Here is a 19,465-nt window from a genome sequence, read left to right on the forward strand (position 1 = left end):
AGGTTATTATACTGGTTTAGTTGTACCATCAAATTGAAAAGCTGTCAGCAGCGTATACGGTGACTATGAAAAATAACCAACTAAAAACTCCATTTTCGGCTACATACCGCCAACGTTTGGTGCGTTTAAGTCTAGCTGCAGCCTGTTTTGTGCTGCTGAGCTGGGTTGCCGTTAATAGTAGTTTTCAAAGTCATCAGTTACTTTATGATAGTGCAGACAGCACAGCGATAAGCTTAACCAAGTTTATGGCCCTAAACGCTAAAACCCCACTACTAGAAAAAAACAAACCAGAATTAAAAGCGCTATGTAACCACATAGCTGCAGATGAGTATGTGTTAGCTGCAATAATTTACGACCAACAAGGTATTCAAGTAGCTGCCAGTGATAACTGGCAAAGTCACCATACCTTTGGTTTGTTACCGGATTCAACGCCGGGCATTAGTAAATTAAAAACACCATTTGTTGAGCCCGTTATAAGTGATAACGAGAGACCACTGGGGTTTGTGGCAATAACGTATCTTACGCAAGCATCGATAGCCACCAGCCACAGTAGCTTTCATGACTTAGGCAGACAAGTATTACTTATGCTCGTAATTACTTGTATTTTTACGTGGCAACTTGGCCGTGGCCTAAAACGCTGGCAATTTAATCGCTATATCAAAAAAAGCGCAGAGCAAGAATCGTAAAGTTCGGCAGCAAGTTGCTGCTTTGCATCACCTATCACGCCTTTAAGCTCACATAAATGTGCAAATACATCACGCACCTTAAGCGGCGTATTTACCTGCCCTTGAAAGCCAGCAAGTGGCATTGACGGCGAGTCGGTTTCAAGCACTAAATGCTGTGGCTCTATAGCGCTTAAGACTTTACGAGTTTTCGCCGCGCGTGGATAACTTATCACGCCACCAACTCCAAGCTTAAAACCTTGTTTTATATAACTTGAGGCTTGTTGTTCTGAGCCTGAAAAAGCATGAATAACCCCTCCATATTTGGGTTTGCAGCGCTTAAATGAGCGGGCAATTAAATCATGGCTTTGTCTGTGATGCACAATCAGTGGCAAAGCAAGTTGATTGGCAAGCTCTATCTGCCCTTCAAAAAGCAGCGTTTGTTTATCGAGGTTGTCGATACTGCGATCAAGACCGCACTCACCAATGGCAATAAACTGCCCTAAATTGGCTTTTGCTAACTGCTCTAATTCTGCGAGGTGATGAGCTTGGTGGTCAGATAAAAAATAAGGATGTAAGCCTAAAGCAACTGAAATACTTGGCTCTGATTTGGCAAAAGAAAGAAGTGCTGTAGATTGTGCCAAGCTCACACCTGGCACAATAAAATGCTCAATTCCTACTTGCTTGCATGCTTTGATGAGCTCTGTGCGAGTTTCATCAAATTCGCTAAAATCAAGATGGCAGTGGGAATCGATAAAACGCATTTACGGATTTAAACGACCAAACTGCCAACTACCGTCGGCTTGGCGTTGATACATAAAGCGGTCGTGCAGGCGGTGCGCACCACCTTGCCAAAACTCAATTTTAGTAGGCTCAACACAATAGCCACCCCAAAAATCAGGCAATGGGATTTCACCATCAGAAAACTTTTGCTTCATTTTCGCAAATGTTTCCATTAACACCTTACGTGATGACACAGGACGACTTTGTTGAGATGCCCATGCAGCTAATTGGCTTTCTTTAGGACGCGACAAAAAGTACTTAGCCACAGCAGTTGTTGGTAGAGGTTTAGCTTCTCCGTAAACAATGACTTGTCGCTCCATATGGTGCCATGGGAAATGCAGAGAGATTTTGTTATTACCTTTAAGCTCCTGCGCCTTGCGCGAGCCGGTATTGGTAAAAAACACAAAGCCATTTTCATCAAGATGCTTTAACAGCACGATACGTTGCGAAGGCTGGCCATGTTCATCAACCGTTGCGACTACCATCGCCGTAGGATCAGGCAAATTAGTGGCAACAGCTTGCTCAAGCCATTTTTCAAACTGCTTGATCGGAGACGCATCAAGCATGTCTTCAGATAAACCATCCTGTAAATATTCACGGCGAATATCTTCAAGTTTCATAAAATTCCCTCTATCGCTATCAGCTAAAGATTAATCAAGGTTGTTGAGCTGTCAATTTGTTGGGCTTCGCTTTGCTCTACCCAACCTACGAAGCGCATCATCTGCAAGTGTAAGAGTGCTTTCAAAGCGAACTACACGAAGCAGAATTCACCTAAGTAGTTTAGCCTAAGACAAGGCGGAAAACCGACTTATCCCTTTGAGTTCTTAAACTTTCTGCAAGTGTAGGAGTGCTAGCAAGGCAATGAGTTTATTTATGCCAAGGAGCATACGTGTTTTGTATGTGACTTAGGCTAAATAAACTCATTAACGCAGCTAAAGCGAACTACACGAAGCAGATTACATTTGCTCCATTACTTCGATACCTAAAAGATCCAATCCTGACTTCAGCGTCTTCGCTACCAAATTACACAGTACTAAACGGCTGTCACGAACACTTGGCTCTACGCCTTCTTTAAGAACTGGGCATGCTTCGTAGAACGTCATGTATAGGCTTGCTAGTTCGTATAGGTATCCACATAATACGTGCGGTGTCGCTTCGCTGATCATTAGATCAAGTACTTCTTCTAACTGTAGAAGTTTAAGTGCCAGTGCTTTTTCTTGTGGCTCGTTGATTGCAACGTCTGCTGTTAATGAGGCAGCATCGATACCTGATTTACGGAAAATACTGCGAACACGCGTGTATGCATATTGTAAATAAGGGGCTGTAGCACCTTCAAAACTCAGCATAGTGTCCCAGTTGAAGATATAGTCGCTAGTACGGTGCTTAGACAGATCCGCATATTTCACTGCACCAATACCCACTTTACGGGCAATTTCGCTACGCTCTTCGTCGCTTAAATCTGACTCACGCTCAGCAAGTTTAGCTGCTGCACGAGTGATTGACTCTTCCAGTAAGTCTGCAAGTTTAACTGTGCCGCCTGTACGTGTTTTGAATGGCTTGCCGTCTTCACCCATCATGGTGCCGAATGGGCAGAATTCATAACTTGTTTCATCACGTAATAAACCCGCTTTACGTGCTGTTAGCTCAACTTGATTGAAGTGTAAGCTTTGACGTGCATCTACAAAGATTAAGATACGATCAGCACCGAGTTTATTTGAGCGGTAATCACATGCAGCTAAGTCGGTTGTTGCATATAAGAAACCACCACCTGATTTCTGTACGATAAATACTGAAGGCTCACCGTCTTTGTTAGCAAGCTCATCTAAGAACACCACTTGTGCGCCATCAGATTCAACAGCAATGTTTTTGTCTTTTAATAGCGCGATGATGTTTGCAAGTTCGCTGTTGTAAGCACTTTCTGCCATGATGTCATCTTGCGTAAGCGTTACGTTTAGGCGTTTGTAAACTTCTTCAGAGTGCTTTACAGAAGTGGCAATGAATAGCTTCCAAAGTTTTTCACAGTGCGCGTCGCCGCTTTGCAATTTAACCACGTAGTTACGCGCTTTATCGGCAAAGCCTTCTTCATCATCAAAGCGTTTTTTCGCATCACGATAGAAGGTTTCTAAATCCGCAAGTGCAACAGATTCTAAATCAACACCTTGGTTGATTTGATCTTCTAAGTGCGCGATTAACATACCAAACTGAGTACCCCAGTCACCCATGTGGTTTTGACGAACAACTTCATCACCACGGAACTCAAGGGCACGAACAACCGCATCACCAATGATAGTTGAACGTAAGTGACCTACGTGCATTTCTTTGGCAAGGTTAGGTGATGAATAATCAACAACCACTTTCTGCGCTTTTGCATGTGGCGCAACAGCCAGCTTTTCGTCTTCGTTTGCTGCTTTTAAGCTAGCTGATAAAAATTCAGGCTTTAAGTGAATGTTGATAAAACCAGGGCCTGCAATTTCTGTTTTTTCTGCGATATCAGCAAGGTCTAGGTTATCGATAATTTTTTGTGCTAGTTCACGCGGGTTTGATTTTAATTTTTTAGCCGCGCCCATTGCGCCATTGATTTGGTAATCACCAAACTGCGGGCGTGTACTTTGTGTAACCGCTGGATTTGTGTCTTCTGGTAATCCAGCTGCAACCATAGCTGCAATTGCTTTTTCGATTAAAAGAGTACGAATATTCATTGTAATTTTTACCTTTATGGCCCGCAGTACGGGCACTTAAATTTGATGCAAGCTTAGTGTATTAGTTTTCGCGTGTATGATTAAACTTGATGTCTGGATAGCGTTCCATCGATAAGTTCAAGTTAACACGGCTTGGTGCGATATAAGTAAGATTATCGCCGCCATCTAATGCTAAGTTGCTCTCGCACTTACGCTTAAATTCTTCAAACTTTTTAACATCGTCAGAGCTTACCCAACGAGCAGTGTTTACGCTGACACCTTCGTAAATGGCGTCAACGTTGTACTCTGCTTTTAAGCGCGCAACAACCACATCAAACTGTAGTACACCGACCGCACCAACAATAAGGTCGTTGTTAATAAGTGGTCTAAATACTTGCACAGCACCTTCTTCAGATAGCTGAACTAAGCCTTTTAATAATTGCTTTTGCTTAAGTGGATCTTTTAAGCGAATACGACGGAATAATTCTGGTGCGAAGTTAGGGATACCACCAAACTTCATTTTTTCACCTTGTGTGAAAGTGTCACCAATTTGAATCGTGCCGTGGTTGTGTAAACCTATGATGTCACCCGCGTAAGCATCTTGCGCTCGCTCACGGTCACCGGCCATAAAGGTTACCGCATCAGAGATACTCACTTGTTTACCAATACGTACGTGGCTCATCTTCATACCTTGGCTATATTTGCCTGATACAATTCGCATAAAGGCAATACGGTCACGGTGTTTAGGATCCATGTTCGCTTGGATTTTAAATACGAAGCCAGAGAAGTTCTCTTCGGTTGCAACAACTTGGCGGTCTTCTGTTTCGCGTGGTAGTGGTGCAGGCGCCCACTCTGTTAAGCCATCAAGTACATGGTCAACACCAAAGTTACCTAATGCCGTACCAAAATACACAGGTGATAGCTCGCCCGCTAAAAACAGATCTAAGTCAAATTCGTGTGATGCACCGACAACTAGCTCAAGCTCTTCACGAAGCTGCTCTGCCAGTTCGCTACCAATAGCTTGATCAAGCTCTGGGTTATCGAGTCCTTTGATTGTTCGAACTTCTTGAATAGTGTGGCCTTGGCCTGTGCTATACAAAATCGTTTCTTCACGGTGAATGTGATACACACCTTTAAACTCTTTACCGCAACCAATCGGCCATGTGATAGGTGCACAGGCGATGTTAAGCTCGGTTTCAACTTCGTCTAATAACTCCATTGGGTCACGAATATCACGGTCACACTTATTCATAAAGGTGACGATAGGTGTAGTACGTAAGCGTGTTACTTCCATTAATTTACGAGTACGATCCTCAACACCTTTCGCAGCGTCGATCACCATTAGACAAGAGTCAACCGCTGTCAATGTACGGTAGGTATCTTCAGAGAAGTCTTCGTGTCCAGGAGTATCAAGTAAGTTAACCAGACGCTCATTGTAAGGAAATTGCATAACTGACGTAGTAACCGAGATACCACGTTCTTTTTCCATTTCCATCCAGTCTGATTTTGCGTGCTGGTTTGAGCCACGACCTTTTACGGTACCCGCTTTTTGAATCGCTTGTCCGAATAACAGAACTTTTTCTGTAATGGTGGTTTTACCCGCATCCGGGTGCGAGATGATAGCAAAGGTCCTTCGCTTATTGATTTCATTGAGAAAATCTTGGTTTGCCATGTATAAATTCTTTTAGTTTGTACACGGATTTGTACACACTTTTGGAAGTACTCTCTTTTCAGTTCTTCGCTTGTCAAATCCGTCGTGTTAATCGTAATTGGCTGCTATTTTCGCTGATCTTGACTTTATAAACAATCAATGGTTATCTAATCAGTTACCGTTTACTCTCAGCGTGCGCCAATGCTCTGTTGTAGCTGTTTGCAATCGTTGCTTCTTCAGCTCATGAACAACAGTGGTTAAACCACAAATTCCTTCGCTACCAAAAATCGATGATAGCTTGTTTAACAACGCCAATAATTGAGCAGTTGCCGTTGATCGGTATTGCTGGATATTGTGGATTGAGAGGCTTCAAATATTTTTGCTCACCATCCAAGACTAATTGTTTAAAGGTTGCTTCTCTTGAATCATCAAGCCGCGCTACAACCAATGAACCAGATGAGTAAGGAGCATCAGGATCTACAACTATAACTGCACCTTCTGGTATTGATTTTTTGCCGCTTGGATTTTCCATACTGTCGCCTTTTACGCGAAGCGCGAAACAACCTTCATGTGCTTTCCCTGTGACTTCACGCCACTCCTCTGCATCTTCAAAGGCAAATCCCTCCGCTATTTCAGTCCAATCCCCAGCCTGAACCCAATTAATAAGAGGAATACACCCTTTAATGTCAGGCCCTACTTCTACATTACCGACCCCCAAGCCAATCTCGCCATCACCTGTAGCGAGCCAATGAGCATTTACGCGAAGCGCCTCCGCGATCTGCATCGTGTAACGAGACCTAGCCGATTTACCAGAACAAATCTGGCTGATCGACTGCTGTTTGATACCAATGCGACGAGCTAACTCAGACTGAGTCACCCCAGTAAGCTGCAAGGCATGGTTTAATCGTTCGGATAAAGTTTTCATAAGCCTGTATTCTACAAATAAAACTGTAGCCTTTCAACAATTTTAACTGTTGACTTACCTACAGTTTAAACTGTAACATTCAATCTTGTAACAGTTATTATTGTAAGAGGAGACGGTATGGAAGTGTTCAACACGACACAAAAACATCTCCGCCGTGCCATTGACTTGGTCGGCGGGCAATCAGCATTAGCACGAGCCATCAACTCAAAACAGCAAAACGTCTGGTTTTGGTTGAATAAATCAGGGCGTGTTCCCGCTGAATTCGTTTTACCCATCGAACAAGCTACGCAAGGACAGGTAACCCGTTCCCAGTTAAGACCGGACATCTATCCCGAATACCCAAGCGAGCAAAAAGCCAGTAACCAGTAGGATTAAGGGCAAGTAATGGTCAGCATTTTACGTAAACACAAAAGCGAGTTCCTCCATGCGTGATTATGGCAAGGTCTATACCCGCTTTTGGCTAAAGCAAAACGTTTTGTCCTGGAGTGACTCAGCGAAGTTGCTAGGACTGTATTTGCTTACATGCCCACATTGTAATTTGCTTGGATGCTTTCGATTGCCGATTGGTTACGTTGCTTCTGACTTGAACTGGGATGAGCAACAGGTTGCCAAGACTCTAAATGAGTTAGAACAAGATCAGTTTCTCATTCGTTGCGAGGAATCCGGTTGGACTTTGATTCGGAGCTTTCTGAAGCACAACCCAATCGAAAACCCAAACCAAGGTAAAGCAGCCTTTCGGTTGCTTAAAGATGTACCTGCCGACTTCATTGGTATGGCATCGCTTTTGAAATCTCTTGCCGCTTTTCAAGCTCGGCTACCAGAAGAATTTTCATCATTGTTTATGCCTGATGGCAACCCGGTAAGGGACTCTCAACGGTCGGATGACTCTGAGAGAAGTAATAAATCAACAGTTAGAACTGTTGACCACATACAGTTTGAAGACTTCTGGGATGTACAAATACGCAAAGAAAAAAAAGCGAAAGCCAAAGAAGAATGGCTACGCATGGGCCTCAATGAAGACCATGAACTCGCCTTGGAAGTGCTAACACGCTGGAAAGAGCAACGAGACAACCGATTACAGTATCAAGATCGGACTAAGACCCCTATGCCACATAATTGGCTTTTAAACCGGCAATGGGAAGACGAGTACGTTCGCATTGATGAAGTACAGCAATCATCGACGAGCCTAAAGGGCAGCAATCACCAATTGAATATTGAAGAAAGCAATCGCCGCATTGCTGAAAGCTGGGCCAGACTAGGAGTTCGGGAGGTTCGTTCAAGTGCTGGAGGTTGATAAACGCGAGTTTGCTGAAGTTTGGGGAGCTGCTTGGGCCATGTATGGCAAAAGCGTATCACCACAATTGCTATCCATCGCATTTGAAGCCCTTCGTGCTTACAGCATTGAAGAAGTGCGAATCGGTCTGACTCGGCATATTCAATCACCGGATACTGGGCAATTTTTTCCAAAGCCCGCTGACGTCATCAAGCATATCGATGGCAACTCGGGTTCAAGAGCCATGGTTGCTTGGAACAAAGTTGACAAGGCTGTTCGTCAGGTTGGCGCTTGGACATCCGTGATGTTTGACGATGCGCTTATTCACCGCGTTATTTCAGACATGGGGGGATGGGTTGAACTCTGCAAGGTAGATGACAGGGAATACCCCTTTAAACAAAAAGAGTTTTTAACACGCTACCAGGCTTACTTGTTGCGGGACGAAGTGGGTGAATACCCAAGGCTATTACAGGGTATTGCAGACCATCTGAACCAGCAAAAAGGATTTGATATGCAAGCGCCGGTTGCCGTGGGCGACTGGTCAAAAGCAGCACAAGTTTATACAAGAGGTATCGCTGACTTTAGCGCAGTGCCTTTGAAAAGAATAAGCCCGAAAGCCATTCAGGCGCTTCTCGGAAATCAATTAGAGGACAAAAATGAAAACGATTAAAGCAAAAACCATTGCCCTAGTGATAGCCATGTCTGCAAGCACTTCAGTCTATGCGTTTCCGGGCTATCAGTGGGAAAAAGCAGCACAAAGCGTTGGTATTGATCCAGTCATGCTCTACGCCGTTGCCTTGGCTGAGTCGGCCTCACATCGTGGTCTCAACATGACCAGTCCATGGCCATACGCAATTCGCAATGGTTCAAACGCAACCTACGCGAAATCTAAGACAGAAGCTGAGCAACTGTTAAACCAGGCACTGCAAGAGACTGAAAAATATCAGCTCGATATTGGCCTTATGCAAATCAATTTGCATTGGCATGGGCATCGGGTGAGCTCAGCAGCGGAACTGCTAGACCCCATCACCAACCTTACGGTCGGCTCAAGTATTTTGGCCGAAGCAATCAAGTCTTCACCAAATGATTTAGAGCTTGGCATAGGCCGCTATCACAGTTGGAACGAAGAGCGTGCACGCTGGTATGGGCAAAGAGTGCTTTCTATCTATCGCAATATTTTACATGAACTGGAGGTCCGTCAATGACAACCAATCAACAAGACTTCTATCAATTAAATTTGGCGTACCTACACGCAGCACGAGAATTAGCGCGAATTGATCCGCAAGAGGCGGTCTTGCGCTTTGGACTTACACGCGACGTGGTGGATGCACTGATTAATGCCGGTGTTGACGACCTGCAACGAGTGGCGACCTCATCATTCATGCTGTTTCAACCAAGGGGTAACCAAAGCCAACTGATTGAGATGGTTAAGAGCAAAGGCACAGGTATCCCAAGAATCGCTTATTTATTATCAACCCTAAACAACAAGGGGGATGTATGATTGATAACCTGTCCAAAAGTGAGCTGTTTACCCGAGCCTCGCTGCTTATTAAATACGGATTTCGAACAACCATTATCGCGCTCGATACAGGTTTGCCAATACACATTATCAGAAGGCTCCACAAAGAAGTGACTGGCAAGTCACCTTGTCCTGGTCAACTGCCAGAATCTGATGCCATCGTCAAAAGCAGAAGAGCATTAGTTGAAGGCTCCCTGCTTATGGCGCTTTATGTCAATATTGGTGGTGATAATGTCTACAAGCAATTAAATATCGATGCTTTGATGAAGGCTTACGATGCGTATTTGGTTGCAAGAGAAGAAGCAGATCTTCCAGCTGAGATCCCCTGGAAAAAACTGACCATCAATGAAGGTTGGGTTCTAGCTCGTGATTTAAGATCACAGCTTGCATCCTTACACCGGTGTCGATGCGGCAGTCTGTATTTGACGGTATCACAACAGCGCATTCAGCTTAAATGCCCTGTGTGTGAGATTATGGCCGAGCAAACCACTAGAGCACTTTTTGAGAACTAACATGCTGATGCATGATTTTATTGTGAACCGTCTGTGCACTTTGAGAGTACTAAGATGACAAACTTACTTAAATCTTTACCAGCACGCTGCTGGTTTATATCACTGGGGCTTTTTCTGGCGACTTTGGCTGCGGCTCATTTCTTTCCATCAGAAATATTAACGACATCTGCCAAGTTAGCGGCTTTGCCATTTCTGTTCTGCACCGTTGTTTTTTTCAGCTACTTGGGATTCAAAGCGACCTGTAATCCCATCGGACTTATAGCCATAATCACTATGCTTGTAGCAATCGCATATTGGCAAGCGAGTTGGACAATTGTTGGCTTGGGACTCTTTTTCTTAGCTATTTGCACTGGAATTAGATTCTTGAGTAGCCAAGTTAAAGATTCGGGTAGAACTTTGAGCATTGAAGAAAAATGGTATTGGTATAAGCTCCATTCGTTTTTTGATGGCTTTTATCCAAGGTATCCCAAAAAGCCAAAAAAATAGCCAGCCAACCACAAGCTGGCTACCTTCTATTTTCAGTTCCTTCCTGATGCCTGGTTATAAGCCCTAATATCGATCAAGTTGTTCTGAGCATAATCTCCCGCAAGCGATGCATTTGAGATCACCGCTATCTGCTTATCCACAAATGCTTTATCTTCTTCGGACACACTGTCAGGAATGTAAGCGCCACTCTCATCCTTTTGACGATACTCATTTAGCATTTGCTCCCTTAGACCTAGCATTTCAGGCGACCAACTCGATGAGTCTTCAGAGTTGAATACGCGCCCCGCCAAACCTTCATTGAAAGCTTGAGCGAACACTTGGCTTTGAATCGGGGTCAATCCCATTCTCTGCCCTTCGCTGTATGCTTCCTGTTTAAAATCATCGGCGTACTGTTCTAAGAACTCACCGTATCGATTGTTAACTGCCGCACCGAATGCCCCAGCCAACATGGCTTCAGACTTAGTGCCCCAGTTAACTTCGGAGGCATACTGCGAACTCGATCCACTGTATGCATCATTAAACGCCGTCAAAGGATTTTCCAAAGAGGTTCCGGCATCAACGGCTGCTTTTAACCCATCCCAGGTTGATTTGCTGGCCACCGTTGCATTGTGCAAGAAACCTCGTGAGCCAGGATCTTCAAGCGCTTGTTCTTTGTAACTCTCATAGTCTTCGCCAAAGTGATTCAAGGTATGCAGTGCTGCATCAGTATGCTTGCCACTGAAATCACCTATAGCACTGGCGCTGTTGAAGAACATTTCAGCACCAGAGACTCCGCTATCATCAGCCATAATGCGAGATCGCCACTGAGAGCCAGCTTCACTGTTTAGACCAGATTGATAGGTACTTGTGTCAGAAGCTACGGCCTGCTGGGCTTGTTGCTGATGCGCATTCAGCTGTCCATCTACACCAGAAAGATTGGTTTGGTAAGCAGATTGAGCCGAATTGAACTGCGTTTGAACTGTTGCAGCATCCTCATAGCCTCCCAGAACACCGGATTCAACTTGGCTTTGAGTGCCACCAAAAGTAGGTGCCGTTGATGACAAGCCTTCATTAGAGCGTGGCTGAATAGATCGTAAATCGGCTCCGGTAGCCATGGCCATAACAGTCATTGCTGCTTGATAGTCATTGTCTCGTTCAGCGGGCGTAGAGGAGTTGCTATAGGTTAAAGACTCCATAGCTGCGGCCACATACGCCTGATTATCATCAGGTAGCAAGCGCTGATACATTGGAAGGTTTTCACGTAATCGGTTACCTGCTTCAACATGCTGGTTCATATAGCGACCTAAATAATCCATGACTTCAGGATTATCCGCTGCTAATCGAGTTAACGTCGCACCATCCGTGTTCCTTTGTCCTGATAGACTGTAGCTGGCCTGATCAAGCTCACTAAAGCGGTTTGATGCCGTGATAACGTCTTGTGCTGAACTCTGAAGTGACTGATAGTCTTGATTAGACAACGACATCTCAACGCCAGAGCGTCTTGAATCTGAAAGGTCCTTAACCATCGCATCGCGAAACTCAGCACGTCGTGAATCACTCGATGCCAAGCTTTGCATCTCCCCAGTGAGCGTATTTGCGGTCGTAGACCGAGAACTGCCTTCTGACGACTCAACTTGGCCACTAAAGTTACCACCTAGATCCAACCCAGCTCGTACCCTTGATAGTTTTGGTACACGAGATGAATCTGGCTTATCAACTCCAGGCAAATTACCTTGTGGAGAATCATTGCCTCCCGTTCCAAGAAGCCTCCCAAGAAAACCCTTATCGGCAACTTCTTTCTCACCGGGATTAGTAATGGTTCCATCGCCACCAACCCTTAGTCCGCCAGATAACACGCCCGATACCAAGCCACGTACAGCGTCTTTTTTATCGTCTCCGAAACCATACCGTGTTTGCAGGTCATCAGTGACCTGATTAACAACGGCGCTAGATGCGGAATTAGAAGAACCGATCTGACGTCCAACCGAAGAAAGGTTGTCGTAACTTAGCTTTTCACCAAAAGTTCGACTCATGGTATTGCCAACTTGACGGCTAAAGGCTTGAGTTGCCTGAGTCATGGATTCTTTTGCAGAACCGACCATTGAACCCACCGCATTTCCGACAGAGAAACTGCTAAGTAGGTTTGACGCGCCGGTCATAGCAGAACCAGTGAGGGCTGAATTTTGGAACATTGACTGTGATTGCATCACCGGGGCATTTTTCGCGACATCTGGACTTGCCATCTTTTCATCAATTGCATCACCGTTTTGAAGACGTCCAGCCAAGTGGGTAGCGGTTATTGCTGAGCCATACACGAGCATGAGCGAAATCGCCGGAACACTCGACGCCAACATGCCGCCAGTAGCTATCCAGGTTTGCAGCACTGAATCCATCTGCATCATCCCAGCAAAAGATGGCACTTCTGTACCTGCAAAGGCATCAAGAGCCGACATTTTCCCAGCAACGGTTAAATGGATATATAGGTTAATGATGGCCATGACAGGCATCCAAAGTTGAATCCAAAGCAGGATTAACAAGTACTTCCCGGCCATTCGCATCCCGATTTGGCCAAGGGCAATCACAAAGGCCATCAATGGGGTGATGGCGTAAATGAAACCCTCAAAAAACGTCATCATCGGACGAACGATACTTTGGAACAGGGTCTGCTCCGCCGCCCATTGCGTATTGCGCTGCTCAATCGCTTGGTTAACCATCACGGCTGCGGTGAAAGCTTGATCATCCATATACTTGCCCGTCACGCTTTGCTCATAAATAGGCAAAAGCACCGACGCGGTCATGTACTCTTGGGTGTTAACCGAGGCCAAACCAAGATTATTCAGTGCATTTCGGATCACGTCATCAGTATCCGTTGCTGACGAAGTCCCCAATGAGGCTGACAAAACCTGTTTAAGCCTTGGAATGAAGGTTGATTCTGTCATGAGTTTCAGCTGGCTATAGGCATCGGTGCAGTCCAAATCGCTACTGCTACCACTGAGCATGATGCGCGTGCCATAAATGCGCGAGTCAAACCTAATCGCAGTCATCGGGTTAGGATCACTCAGCACCTGATCGAGGTTCTTTTGGCCGATGTCGATACCAATCAAGGTGCACTCTTTGATGTAGTTAAACCACGATTGTTCGATATCTGAGCCACCGACACGATTTGCATCACCCAACCCAGAGCGATCCATCACCTGTTTTCTCACTTTAATCAGTGACTGTAAACTGGATGCAAAGCCGTATTCCGTCATGGCGGGAGTTGAGAACGCCGTTTCAAACAATCGCGTGATTTGAAAGCCAACAGTCGAAATCGTACTACCTGCGGCAGCAACACCGATGGGCACATTATCAACCACTCGAACTTGTCCCGTGTACGCATCCTCAATGCTCACGCGGGTACTGGGTCCAAACATGGTTGCAAAGACTAGCCATGAGACTAAAACGTGTTGAAAGTTAATCCCACGACCACCTTGCATTAAGGCCTGAACAGAGACCATCAATACCCCAATGAGCAAGCCAATGCGAACCATTGAAGTAAAGTCGCCTGTACCAGTGATCATCGCGACAGCGTTCAAGACCTGCTCTAAAAAAGCCGAATCCCCGATGGAATAGATTTCCCACATTATCTATTCCCCCAGTGCCGTAGATTTAACGGTGTAATAACGCTGCTTGCGAATGGTCTGAATCACCTGATTAAAATGCGCCAGCAATTCTTGCTCTGAACCGTATCTTCGCTGTAACGCGGCGTATTCCTCGTTGATTTGGCGACGTGCACGTTCAAGGTCTTCAGTTAATAACTTCGCATAGGCATGATCTTCTACACCAGAGGTGCTTCTAGCTGCATTGAGCATGTCTTCAACCAATGCTCGGGCCATCTCAACAGCAATAAATGGTGCTGCTCGTGAAGCAAACGACCTAGCGGCACCTTCATTTAATGCAGAAAGTGTTCGAATCATGCCGCCAATGCTCGCAGGAGCCGAGGTCATAAAAGCCTTTTCAGTGGTGTTAGCAGCCCCTGTATTTCGAGCAAACTTAAAAATAATGCCGTTACTGGAACCTGTACCAAGAAGTAAATTTTCTACCTGGGTTGATAACCCGGTAAGAGTCACGTTAGTGATTGTTGGGTTCAGACAACCGTCTTGCGTCACTGTGTCACATCGGTACATAGCGACGTTGCCGCCATGAATTAGATGCTCAATAGTCACTTTATTGCCATTCAGTCTGGTCAGTTTTGGGGCTTTACCTTGGCCATCAGCGGCATTAGTAAGATCACCAACAATGATCGAACCCGTCACCGACATAACCGCTTCAAGAAAACGGTCATCCCCCGATGCAAACCAGCTTGATGCCGAGTGACGTTTCAGTGCTCGCCAAACCAAATTACCTTTAATCGTTCTGTTCACATCAGTTGCCGCGACACTCGAAGCGTTCTCATATGGGTTCTTACCATTGGATTCACTCCAACTGGTAAAAACGTCTCCAGCCCCTTTAAGTGAGCTCAACATGCTGGCTTCTGTTTGCCCCTTTTTACCAAAAGCAGCCAGGGTATCGTTCACGACTCCCTGAGCCATTTGACAGGAATTGCCGAAATACTCGTTCAACTGCTGGATTTTCTTTTGCAGTGTCTCCATGTGCTGAGAGCATTTCTCACACATAGCACTGAGCGCCAATTGGAATGCGTACCCCTTGGCGTTTGCAGCAACAGAGCGAAGTAATTGAACAAACTGATCCGCGTTAACAAATGACAAACTTCCAGCGAACATATCAATGCCGCCACAACCAGCTTGGAATGACGGTGGCACCATAGAGACGAGGTTTTCGTTCATGATCCTGTTACGAACAACAACACTTCCACCAGATATAACGCCACGCCGCTGACTCTCGAATACACCAGGCGCAGTGGTGTTGGTCATTGAACCAAACAACTGATTCATCTCCTGTTGCAAGCTTGCTTGGCTCATAGATGAAAAACCAATCGCACAGGCGATTAGCGATACTCGGAATACTTTTTTCATCGTTATAACCCTCCTTGTGCACGCAGATAGCGAACAAGGAACTCAGGGTCCTGTAATATTTTTTCGTTAAGCTCTTGGGCTGACATCGCGAGTGAAACGCCGGGCTGAACAGGTCTGGTGGCATAGTAAGTTTGATCGTCAATCCAACCGGCTTGATGGGCTGCAAGAATGATTCGATTATTGAGCTCATCAAGGCTCATTGCGCCCTGGCCAATCGGAGTGATGACATTAGGCGGATCAACTAAGAACACGGCAGGGACAGTCGTAACGGACAAGGATTGAGCTTGTCCTGAATCGACTTTGTAATTTGGAAATTCTCCACTTGGTAAAGGTAAGCCATCGACAGCAATAGCAAACACCTCGAAACCGTAGTTCAAAGCCATGGATTCGATGATAGGCGCTTGAGCATGGCAATAAGGGCAATCCGAACGATAGAAGAAGAACAAGCCAGCCCGTTTTGCTACTTCACCTAAAGCTACATCACGTTGAGCGCCAGCTTCTCGATCCATCCGATTGGCAGCATAGGTCGCCAAGGGTCTGCGACTGATTTCATCCAAAACAGGATCGCCCATGACCACCTGCTGACTAACATCAGCAAACTGTGAGCCCTTATCCATCATGACTCGCTGGAGATACAGATAGGCTCTGACATTCTCATTCGTCGGCTCATCAATTGCCTTGTCCATGAACGACTGCATGTGCTCTCGGAACCAGGCAGCACTGAAGGGTCTTAGCTCGTCCTTTGTGGGCTCCATGACTCCAGATTCCGGCTTTATTTGCTCTTCAGACTCCGCTGGCTCAGAAATAACCTGATACCAAAACCAGCCTTCCTGACCACGCAGATAGAATTGCCCATCACTAGCATAGGCGGGCAAGATGAATAGAAAGAAAATAATGATTGGGATGGTCACCCATAGGATGAACCAAGGTAACAAAGGCGTTCTCATTGTCAGCTCCAGAAATTTCACAGAGCTAACATGCTAAAGATCCCCGTAAGAGCGATTGGCCAGATAGATGAAGGAATCGTGTATGTTGCTGACTATATGTTGTGACCAGTAACAGTAACAACAGCTATGCTTTATCTAGGGCTTTTTCTGCGATTAAATTATCAACTTTATTCTTCGCACTGCCTAGGCAGGCTTCTAGCGTTGTAGAGTTATCAACGATTGTATAATGAGACGACAAGCGCTCGAATTGACTTTTGAAGCGTATCCTAAAATCCGTGTCATCGAGAGTTTTATCCAATATTGACTTTCCTCGCTCTGTAATACGTTGCTGGCGCACTCCTTCATTAATGTCTATAAAGAGTGTTAGATCCGGTTTGACTATGCTGGTAAAACCCAGTTCGTAGTCAAGGTCAACATCCAGACCCATAGTACGATGTGAAACTATAGTGTCGATAAGATAGCGCACACAGTAGACGTTGTGGGTTTTGAGTTTTTTCTTGATGTCATTCGATGCTTTCACTACTGATGTTAGATAATACAGATAGTGTGCATCAGGGTAGCTTTCTCTTAGCTCTTGAGTGAATTGCTCACGGTGCTCAGAGAACACACCTTCTGGTGTTTGGAGGTAATAGCCTTCTTGATCCATCTCTGCGAGTGTTTTGCCAATGCTCGTTGTGCCAGAGCCATCCAGTCCAGTGATCACAATAAATTTACCAGCCACAGGTCCTCCTTATTTATTTAATAATGGCGAAACAATGATTTCATCTATCTCATACAGGACATTGCCATGCGATGAGGGTAGACTCACTTCCTCTCCTACCTCATGTTCGAGTAGGATCTGAGCTATGGGTGTGAGATAGCTAACAATATTTTCTTTTGGGTTGCTGTCGCCGTAACCAAGAATTGTCAGCATTCTAGTGTTATCATCTTCATCAATGAGAGTCACCTGATGTCCCACTGTGACATAGCTGCAAAGGTTATTCCGAATATGGGGCATGTCTTCGATGACCTCTTTGTGTTCAAGTAGCTGAGCCAGCTCTTGAATCTTGCTTGGCAGTTCATATTCTGCTTTTGTTCTTAGTGCCATGAACTCCGGGTTTTCTCGTAAGTCGTTGTCAAGCTCCACTGTTTTCCCGATCTTGACATTACACACCTTTATCTCCTTTTGAAGAGACGCAATTTCATTGTTAGCGCGTGCTAATCCTTCTCTGGTGAAATAGGTTTTTTGTTTATTCATAAGTAACTCTCGTTGGAATTTGACCAACTATAATAGGCTCATCTAACTTCTTCATGCTTTTGACCACATTGCCCGGCAAGAAAAATTTGTAGTGTTGCTTGGACTGCCCATCTTCCGAAGACGTTGAGGTCAGATCTAGTTCCTCAATAATAAACTCGTCTTCTTTGGTGTAAGTGCGGCCCAACTTATTTGATATACGTTGTCTTCCACCCGGCGATAGACGGAACACTGTACCTTCATTGGCAAGGTCGCCTTTTTTACCAAACGCTCGCTCGTGATTCGGTGTCATTGGTAAATCTTGCCTTGAAGCTAGGAATTTGTACTCATTATAAGCGCGCCCCAGATTACAGATTTGCCCTGTATCCATAGTTAATTCCTTGTCCAAAAAGGAGCTAGCTGGCAATCTCGCCATCTTTAAGGTGCGAACATAACTCTCTATTAATGGAATAAGATCTTTCTCTATGTATTTCGATGATGCCTGAAATGCACAAGCTAATGTTCGAGCTTTGTTTTTGATGCTCTGGATAAGTGCGTCGATATCTTGCCAACTGGCATTATTCGTAGTCGCTTTCGTATCAATAATGGCATTGAGCAAGTACCGTTCACCATCAATGTGGCCACTGTTTGGGCGTGCTATTGATTTTGGGTAGAAAAATTTTGCATAGCATTTCCTTGCTTGATTGCGCTCAACATTTACGCCAAAGTAGATGCCATCTTCGTTTTGCAGTTTATGTATTAAACATGGTGTGCCCGCTAATTTGCCGCGAAGGTATAGATCCGCTGATTTTCTCCAGTTTCCTTTCAGTTCTAGCTGGATCACCTTATGCCCCGGTGTGTCCATTTTCAGTGCGTGATCATGACTATCACTAATGCTTGCTGTCGTTAAGGTGTCAAGAGATGTGTCTGATACATATAAATAATTTTTATAGGTAAGTATATGTATATCGAAGTATTTGGTTAGCTCCACCTCACCCACATCAATCATTGGTCGAAAACGTAATTCTGCACTGAATAGTGCACCAGTATTTTTAAAGGTGTCAAGAAAGTGAGCCAAGTCTTTCTCAAATTCATCTCGATGGGTCGCCCCAGCTCTCATTCCAGCTTCTGTCCAACCATAGGTATAAGGAGATATTGAGAGTCTTACACCTGCTAAGCAGTAGCGTAGCGAGCTGCTTAGGTTTGTAAATGCTTGTCTGATTGGCTGATTATGTCGGCTGTAACCAACTGTAGCTATGCGGGTTTTCACCCCCAAGTTTTCGTAAACTAATCTAGCAAATGTATCAATATGTGGGTAAATCGCAGGGTCATTATCGAGATAGCAATAAATTACTCCGCGACGATCTTCTCGCCCATAGGCGATGAGTGGTGAATCGTGAATAGTTCTAGAATCGATGAAATGACCAGTATCAAAATCAATAACATCCGTTATCTGATTGGGAGAGTAGTTTTGTTCTAAACTTACTGCTTTGATCACAGCGATGATGTTGCGCAGATTCTCTAAACTAAACTCTATGATACGCGAGCTTGCACCTTGGCTACAAAAGTTACACTTGTTGAAGCATCCACTTTGTGGTTGGAAATGACGCAGACGAGCAAAGACCTCCTGAGGAAAGGCGCGAAACTCTTTGAAGAGCGAATAACGAGCATTAATCGAGTTAGTAGGTATTGTCGTTTCATCTTCTAGTAAGCAGTAAAAAGGCAATAGATTGGGTTGAGATGAAACGAGCGCATTACTAGTACTGTTACTATTCATTTTTAACTCCTAAAATGCTATTATATCTATTCACTAGACACACTT

General features: G+C 44.9%; 19 protein-coding genes. 8 read left to right on the plus strand and 11 right to left on the minus strand.

Going from position 1 to position 19,465, the window contains the following annotated elements; genetic code table 11:
- The first annotated feature begins 65 nt into the window (after positions 1 to 65).
- Positions 66 to 686 carry an AhpA/YtjB family protein gene (locus tag E5N72_RS15145; protein ID WP_135925885.1) on the plus strand — a complete coding sequence of 207 codons (621 nt, stop codon included), beginning with the start codon at positions 66 to 68 and terminating at the stop codon, positions 684 to 686.
- Here E5N72_RS15145 and E5N72_RS15150 read toward each other — a convergent pair.
- From E5N72_RS15150 to E5N72_RS15170, 5 genes are all read right to left on the minus strand, one after another.
- Entirely contained in the window at positions 653 to 1,426 is a 774-nt protein-coding gene (locus tag E5N72_RS15150; protein ID WP_135925886.1) for a TatD family hydrolase, read from the minus strand. The genes E5N72_RS15145 and E5N72_RS15150 overlap by 34 nt on opposite strands.
- Positions 1,427 to 2,065, minus strand: coding sequence for a pyridoxamine 5'-phosphate oxidase (pdxH, locus tag E5N72_RS15155; RefSeq protein WP_135925887.1), 639 nt, complete (start codon positions 2,063 to 2,065; stop codon positions 1,427 to 1,429).
- A gap of 336 nt (positions 2,066 to 2,401) precedes the next feature.
- Positions 2,402 to 4,144: an arginine--tRNA ligase gene (argS, locus tag E5N72_RS15160; RefSeq protein ID WP_135925888.1), complete on the minus strand. Its 1,743-nt coding sequence runs from the start codon at positions 4,142 to 4,144 to the stop codon at positions 2,402 to 2,404.
- Between the two features lie 61 nt (positions 4,145 to 4,205).
- On the minus strand, positions 4,206 to 5,795 hold the full coding sequence (gene prfC, locus E5N72_RS15165; RefSeq protein ID WP_135925889.1) for a peptide chain release factor 3: 1,590 nt from the start codon (positions 5,793 to 5,795) through the stop codon (positions 4,206 to 4,208).
- Positions 5,796 to 6,051: 256 nt separating this feature from the next.
- Complete coding sequence (locus tag E5N72_RS15170) at positions 6,052 to 6,699, minus strand: LexA family transcriptional regulator (RefSeq protein WP_135925890.1); 648 nt, start codon at positions 6,697 to 6,699, stop codon at positions 6,052 to 6,054.
- A gap of 117 nt (positions 6,700 to 6,816) precedes the next feature.
- Between E5N72_RS15170 and E5N72_RS15175 the strand changes: the two genes are divergently transcribed.
- Genes E5N72_RS15175 through eexS form a run of 7 tightly spaced genes read left to right on the plus strand, consistent with a single transcriptional unit; the run spans position 6,817 to position 10,489 of the window.
- On the plus strand, positions 6,817 to 7,068 hold the full coding sequence (locus E5N72_RS15175; RefSeq protein ID WP_135925891.1) for a helix-turn-helix domain-containing protein: 252 nt from the start codon (positions 6,817 to 6,819) through the stop codon (positions 7,066 to 7,068).
- 55 nt (positions 7,069 to 7,123) lie between these two features.
- Positions 7,124 to 7,993, plus strand: coding sequence for a hypothetical protein (locus E5N72_RS15180; protein WP_135925892.1), 870 nt, complete (start codon positions 7,124 to 7,126; stop codon positions 7,991 to 7,993).
- On the plus strand, positions 7,980 to 8,642 hold the full coding sequence (locus E5N72_RS15185) for a DUF6475 domain-containing protein (protein ID WP_135925893.1): 663 nt from the start codon (positions 7,980 to 7,982) through the stop codon (positions 8,640 to 8,642). The genes E5N72_RS15180 and E5N72_RS15185 overlap by 14 nt, the downstream gene beginning before the upstream one ends.
- Complete coding sequence (locus E5N72_RS15190) at positions 8,629 to 9,177, plus strand: lytic transglycosylase domain-containing protein (RefSeq protein ID WP_008843242.1); 549 nt, start codon at positions 8,629 to 8,631, stop codon at positions 9,175 to 9,177. The genes E5N72_RS15185 and E5N72_RS15190 overlap by 14 nt, the downstream gene beginning before the upstream one ends.
- Positions 9,174 to 9,473: a flagellar transcriptional regulator FlhD gene (locus E5N72_RS15195; protein ID WP_055064012.1), complete on the plus strand. Its 300-nt coding sequence runs from the start codon at positions 9,174 to 9,176 to the stop codon at positions 9,471 to 9,473. The genes E5N72_RS15190 and E5N72_RS15195 overlap by 4 nt, the downstream gene beginning before the upstream one ends.
- Positions 9,470 to 10,003, plus strand: coding sequence for a FlhC family transcriptional regulator (locus tag E5N72_RS15200; RefSeq protein ID WP_000566753.1), 534 nt, complete (start codon positions 9,470 to 9,472; stop codon positions 10,001 to 10,003). The genes E5N72_RS15195 and E5N72_RS15200 overlap by 4 nt, the downstream gene beginning before the upstream one ends.
- Positions 10,004 to 10,057: 54 nt before the next feature.
- Positions 10,058 to 10,489, plus strand: a complete 432-nt coding sequence (gene eexS / locus E5N72_RS15205; RefSeq protein WP_110076562.1) for an entry exclusion protein EexS — start codon at positions 10,058 to 10,060, stop codon at positions 10,487 to 10,489.
- A 32-nt stretch (positions 10,490 to 10,521) separates the two neighbouring features.
- Here the strand turns inward: eexS and E5N72_RS15210 are convergent, their stop codons facing one another.
- The 6 genes from E5N72_RS15210 to E5N72_RS15235 all read right to left on the minus strand — a co-directional run bounded on the left by E5N72_RS15210 (position 10,522) and on the right by E5N72_RS15235 (position 19,420).
- On the minus strand, positions 10,522 to 14,091 hold the full coding sequence (locus E5N72_RS15210; protein WP_135925894.1) for a conjugal transfer protein TraG N-terminal domain-containing protein: 3,570 nt from the start codon (positions 14,089 to 14,091) through the stop codon (positions 10,522 to 10,524).
- A gap of 3 nt (positions 14,092 to 14,094) precedes the next feature.
- Positions 14,095 to 15,483 carry a conjugal transfer protein TraH gene (locus E5N72_RS15215; protein ID WP_135925895.1) on the minus strand — a complete coding sequence of 463 codons (1,389 nt, stop codon included), beginning with the start codon at positions 15,481 to 15,483 and terminating at the stop codon, positions 14,095 to 14,097.
- Between the two features lie 2 nt (positions 15,484 to 15,485).
- Positions 15,486 to 16,430: a thioredoxin family protein gene (locus E5N72_RS15220; RefSeq protein WP_122067069.1), complete on the minus strand. Its 945-nt coding sequence runs from the start codon at positions 16,428 to 16,430 to the stop codon at positions 15,486 to 15,488.
- A 124-nt stretch (positions 16,431 to 16,554) separates the two neighbouring features.
- Positions 16,555 to 17,133: a hypothetical protein gene (locus E5N72_RS15225; RefSeq protein WP_168246746.1), complete on the minus strand. Its 579-nt coding sequence runs from the start codon at positions 17,131 to 17,133 to the stop codon at positions 16,555 to 16,557.
- Positions 17,134 to 17,160: 27 nt separating this feature from the next.
- Positions 17,161 to 17,667 (minus strand): GreA/GreB family elongation factor, encoded by a 507-nt coding sequence (locus E5N72_RS15230; protein WP_122067067.1) that lies wholly within the window; start codon positions 17,665 to 17,667, stop codon positions 17,161 to 17,163.
- On the minus strand, positions 17,660 to 19,420 hold the full coding sequence (locus tag E5N72_RS15235) for a hypothetical protein (RefSeq protein WP_122067066.1): 1,761 nt from the start codon (positions 19,418 to 19,420) through the stop codon (positions 17,660 to 17,662). Before E5N72_RS15235 ends, E5N72_RS15230 begins: the two co-directional genes overlap by 8 nt.
- Between the last annotated feature and the right edge of the window lie 45 nt (positions 19,421 to 19,465).

The organism is Pseudoalteromonas sp. MEBiC 03607 (assembly GCF_004792295.1).
In the GTDB taxonomy this organism is placed as follows: Bacteria; Pseudomonadota; Gammaproteobacteria; order Enterobacterales; family Alteromonadaceae; genus Pseudoalteromonas; species Pseudoalteromonas lipolytica_C.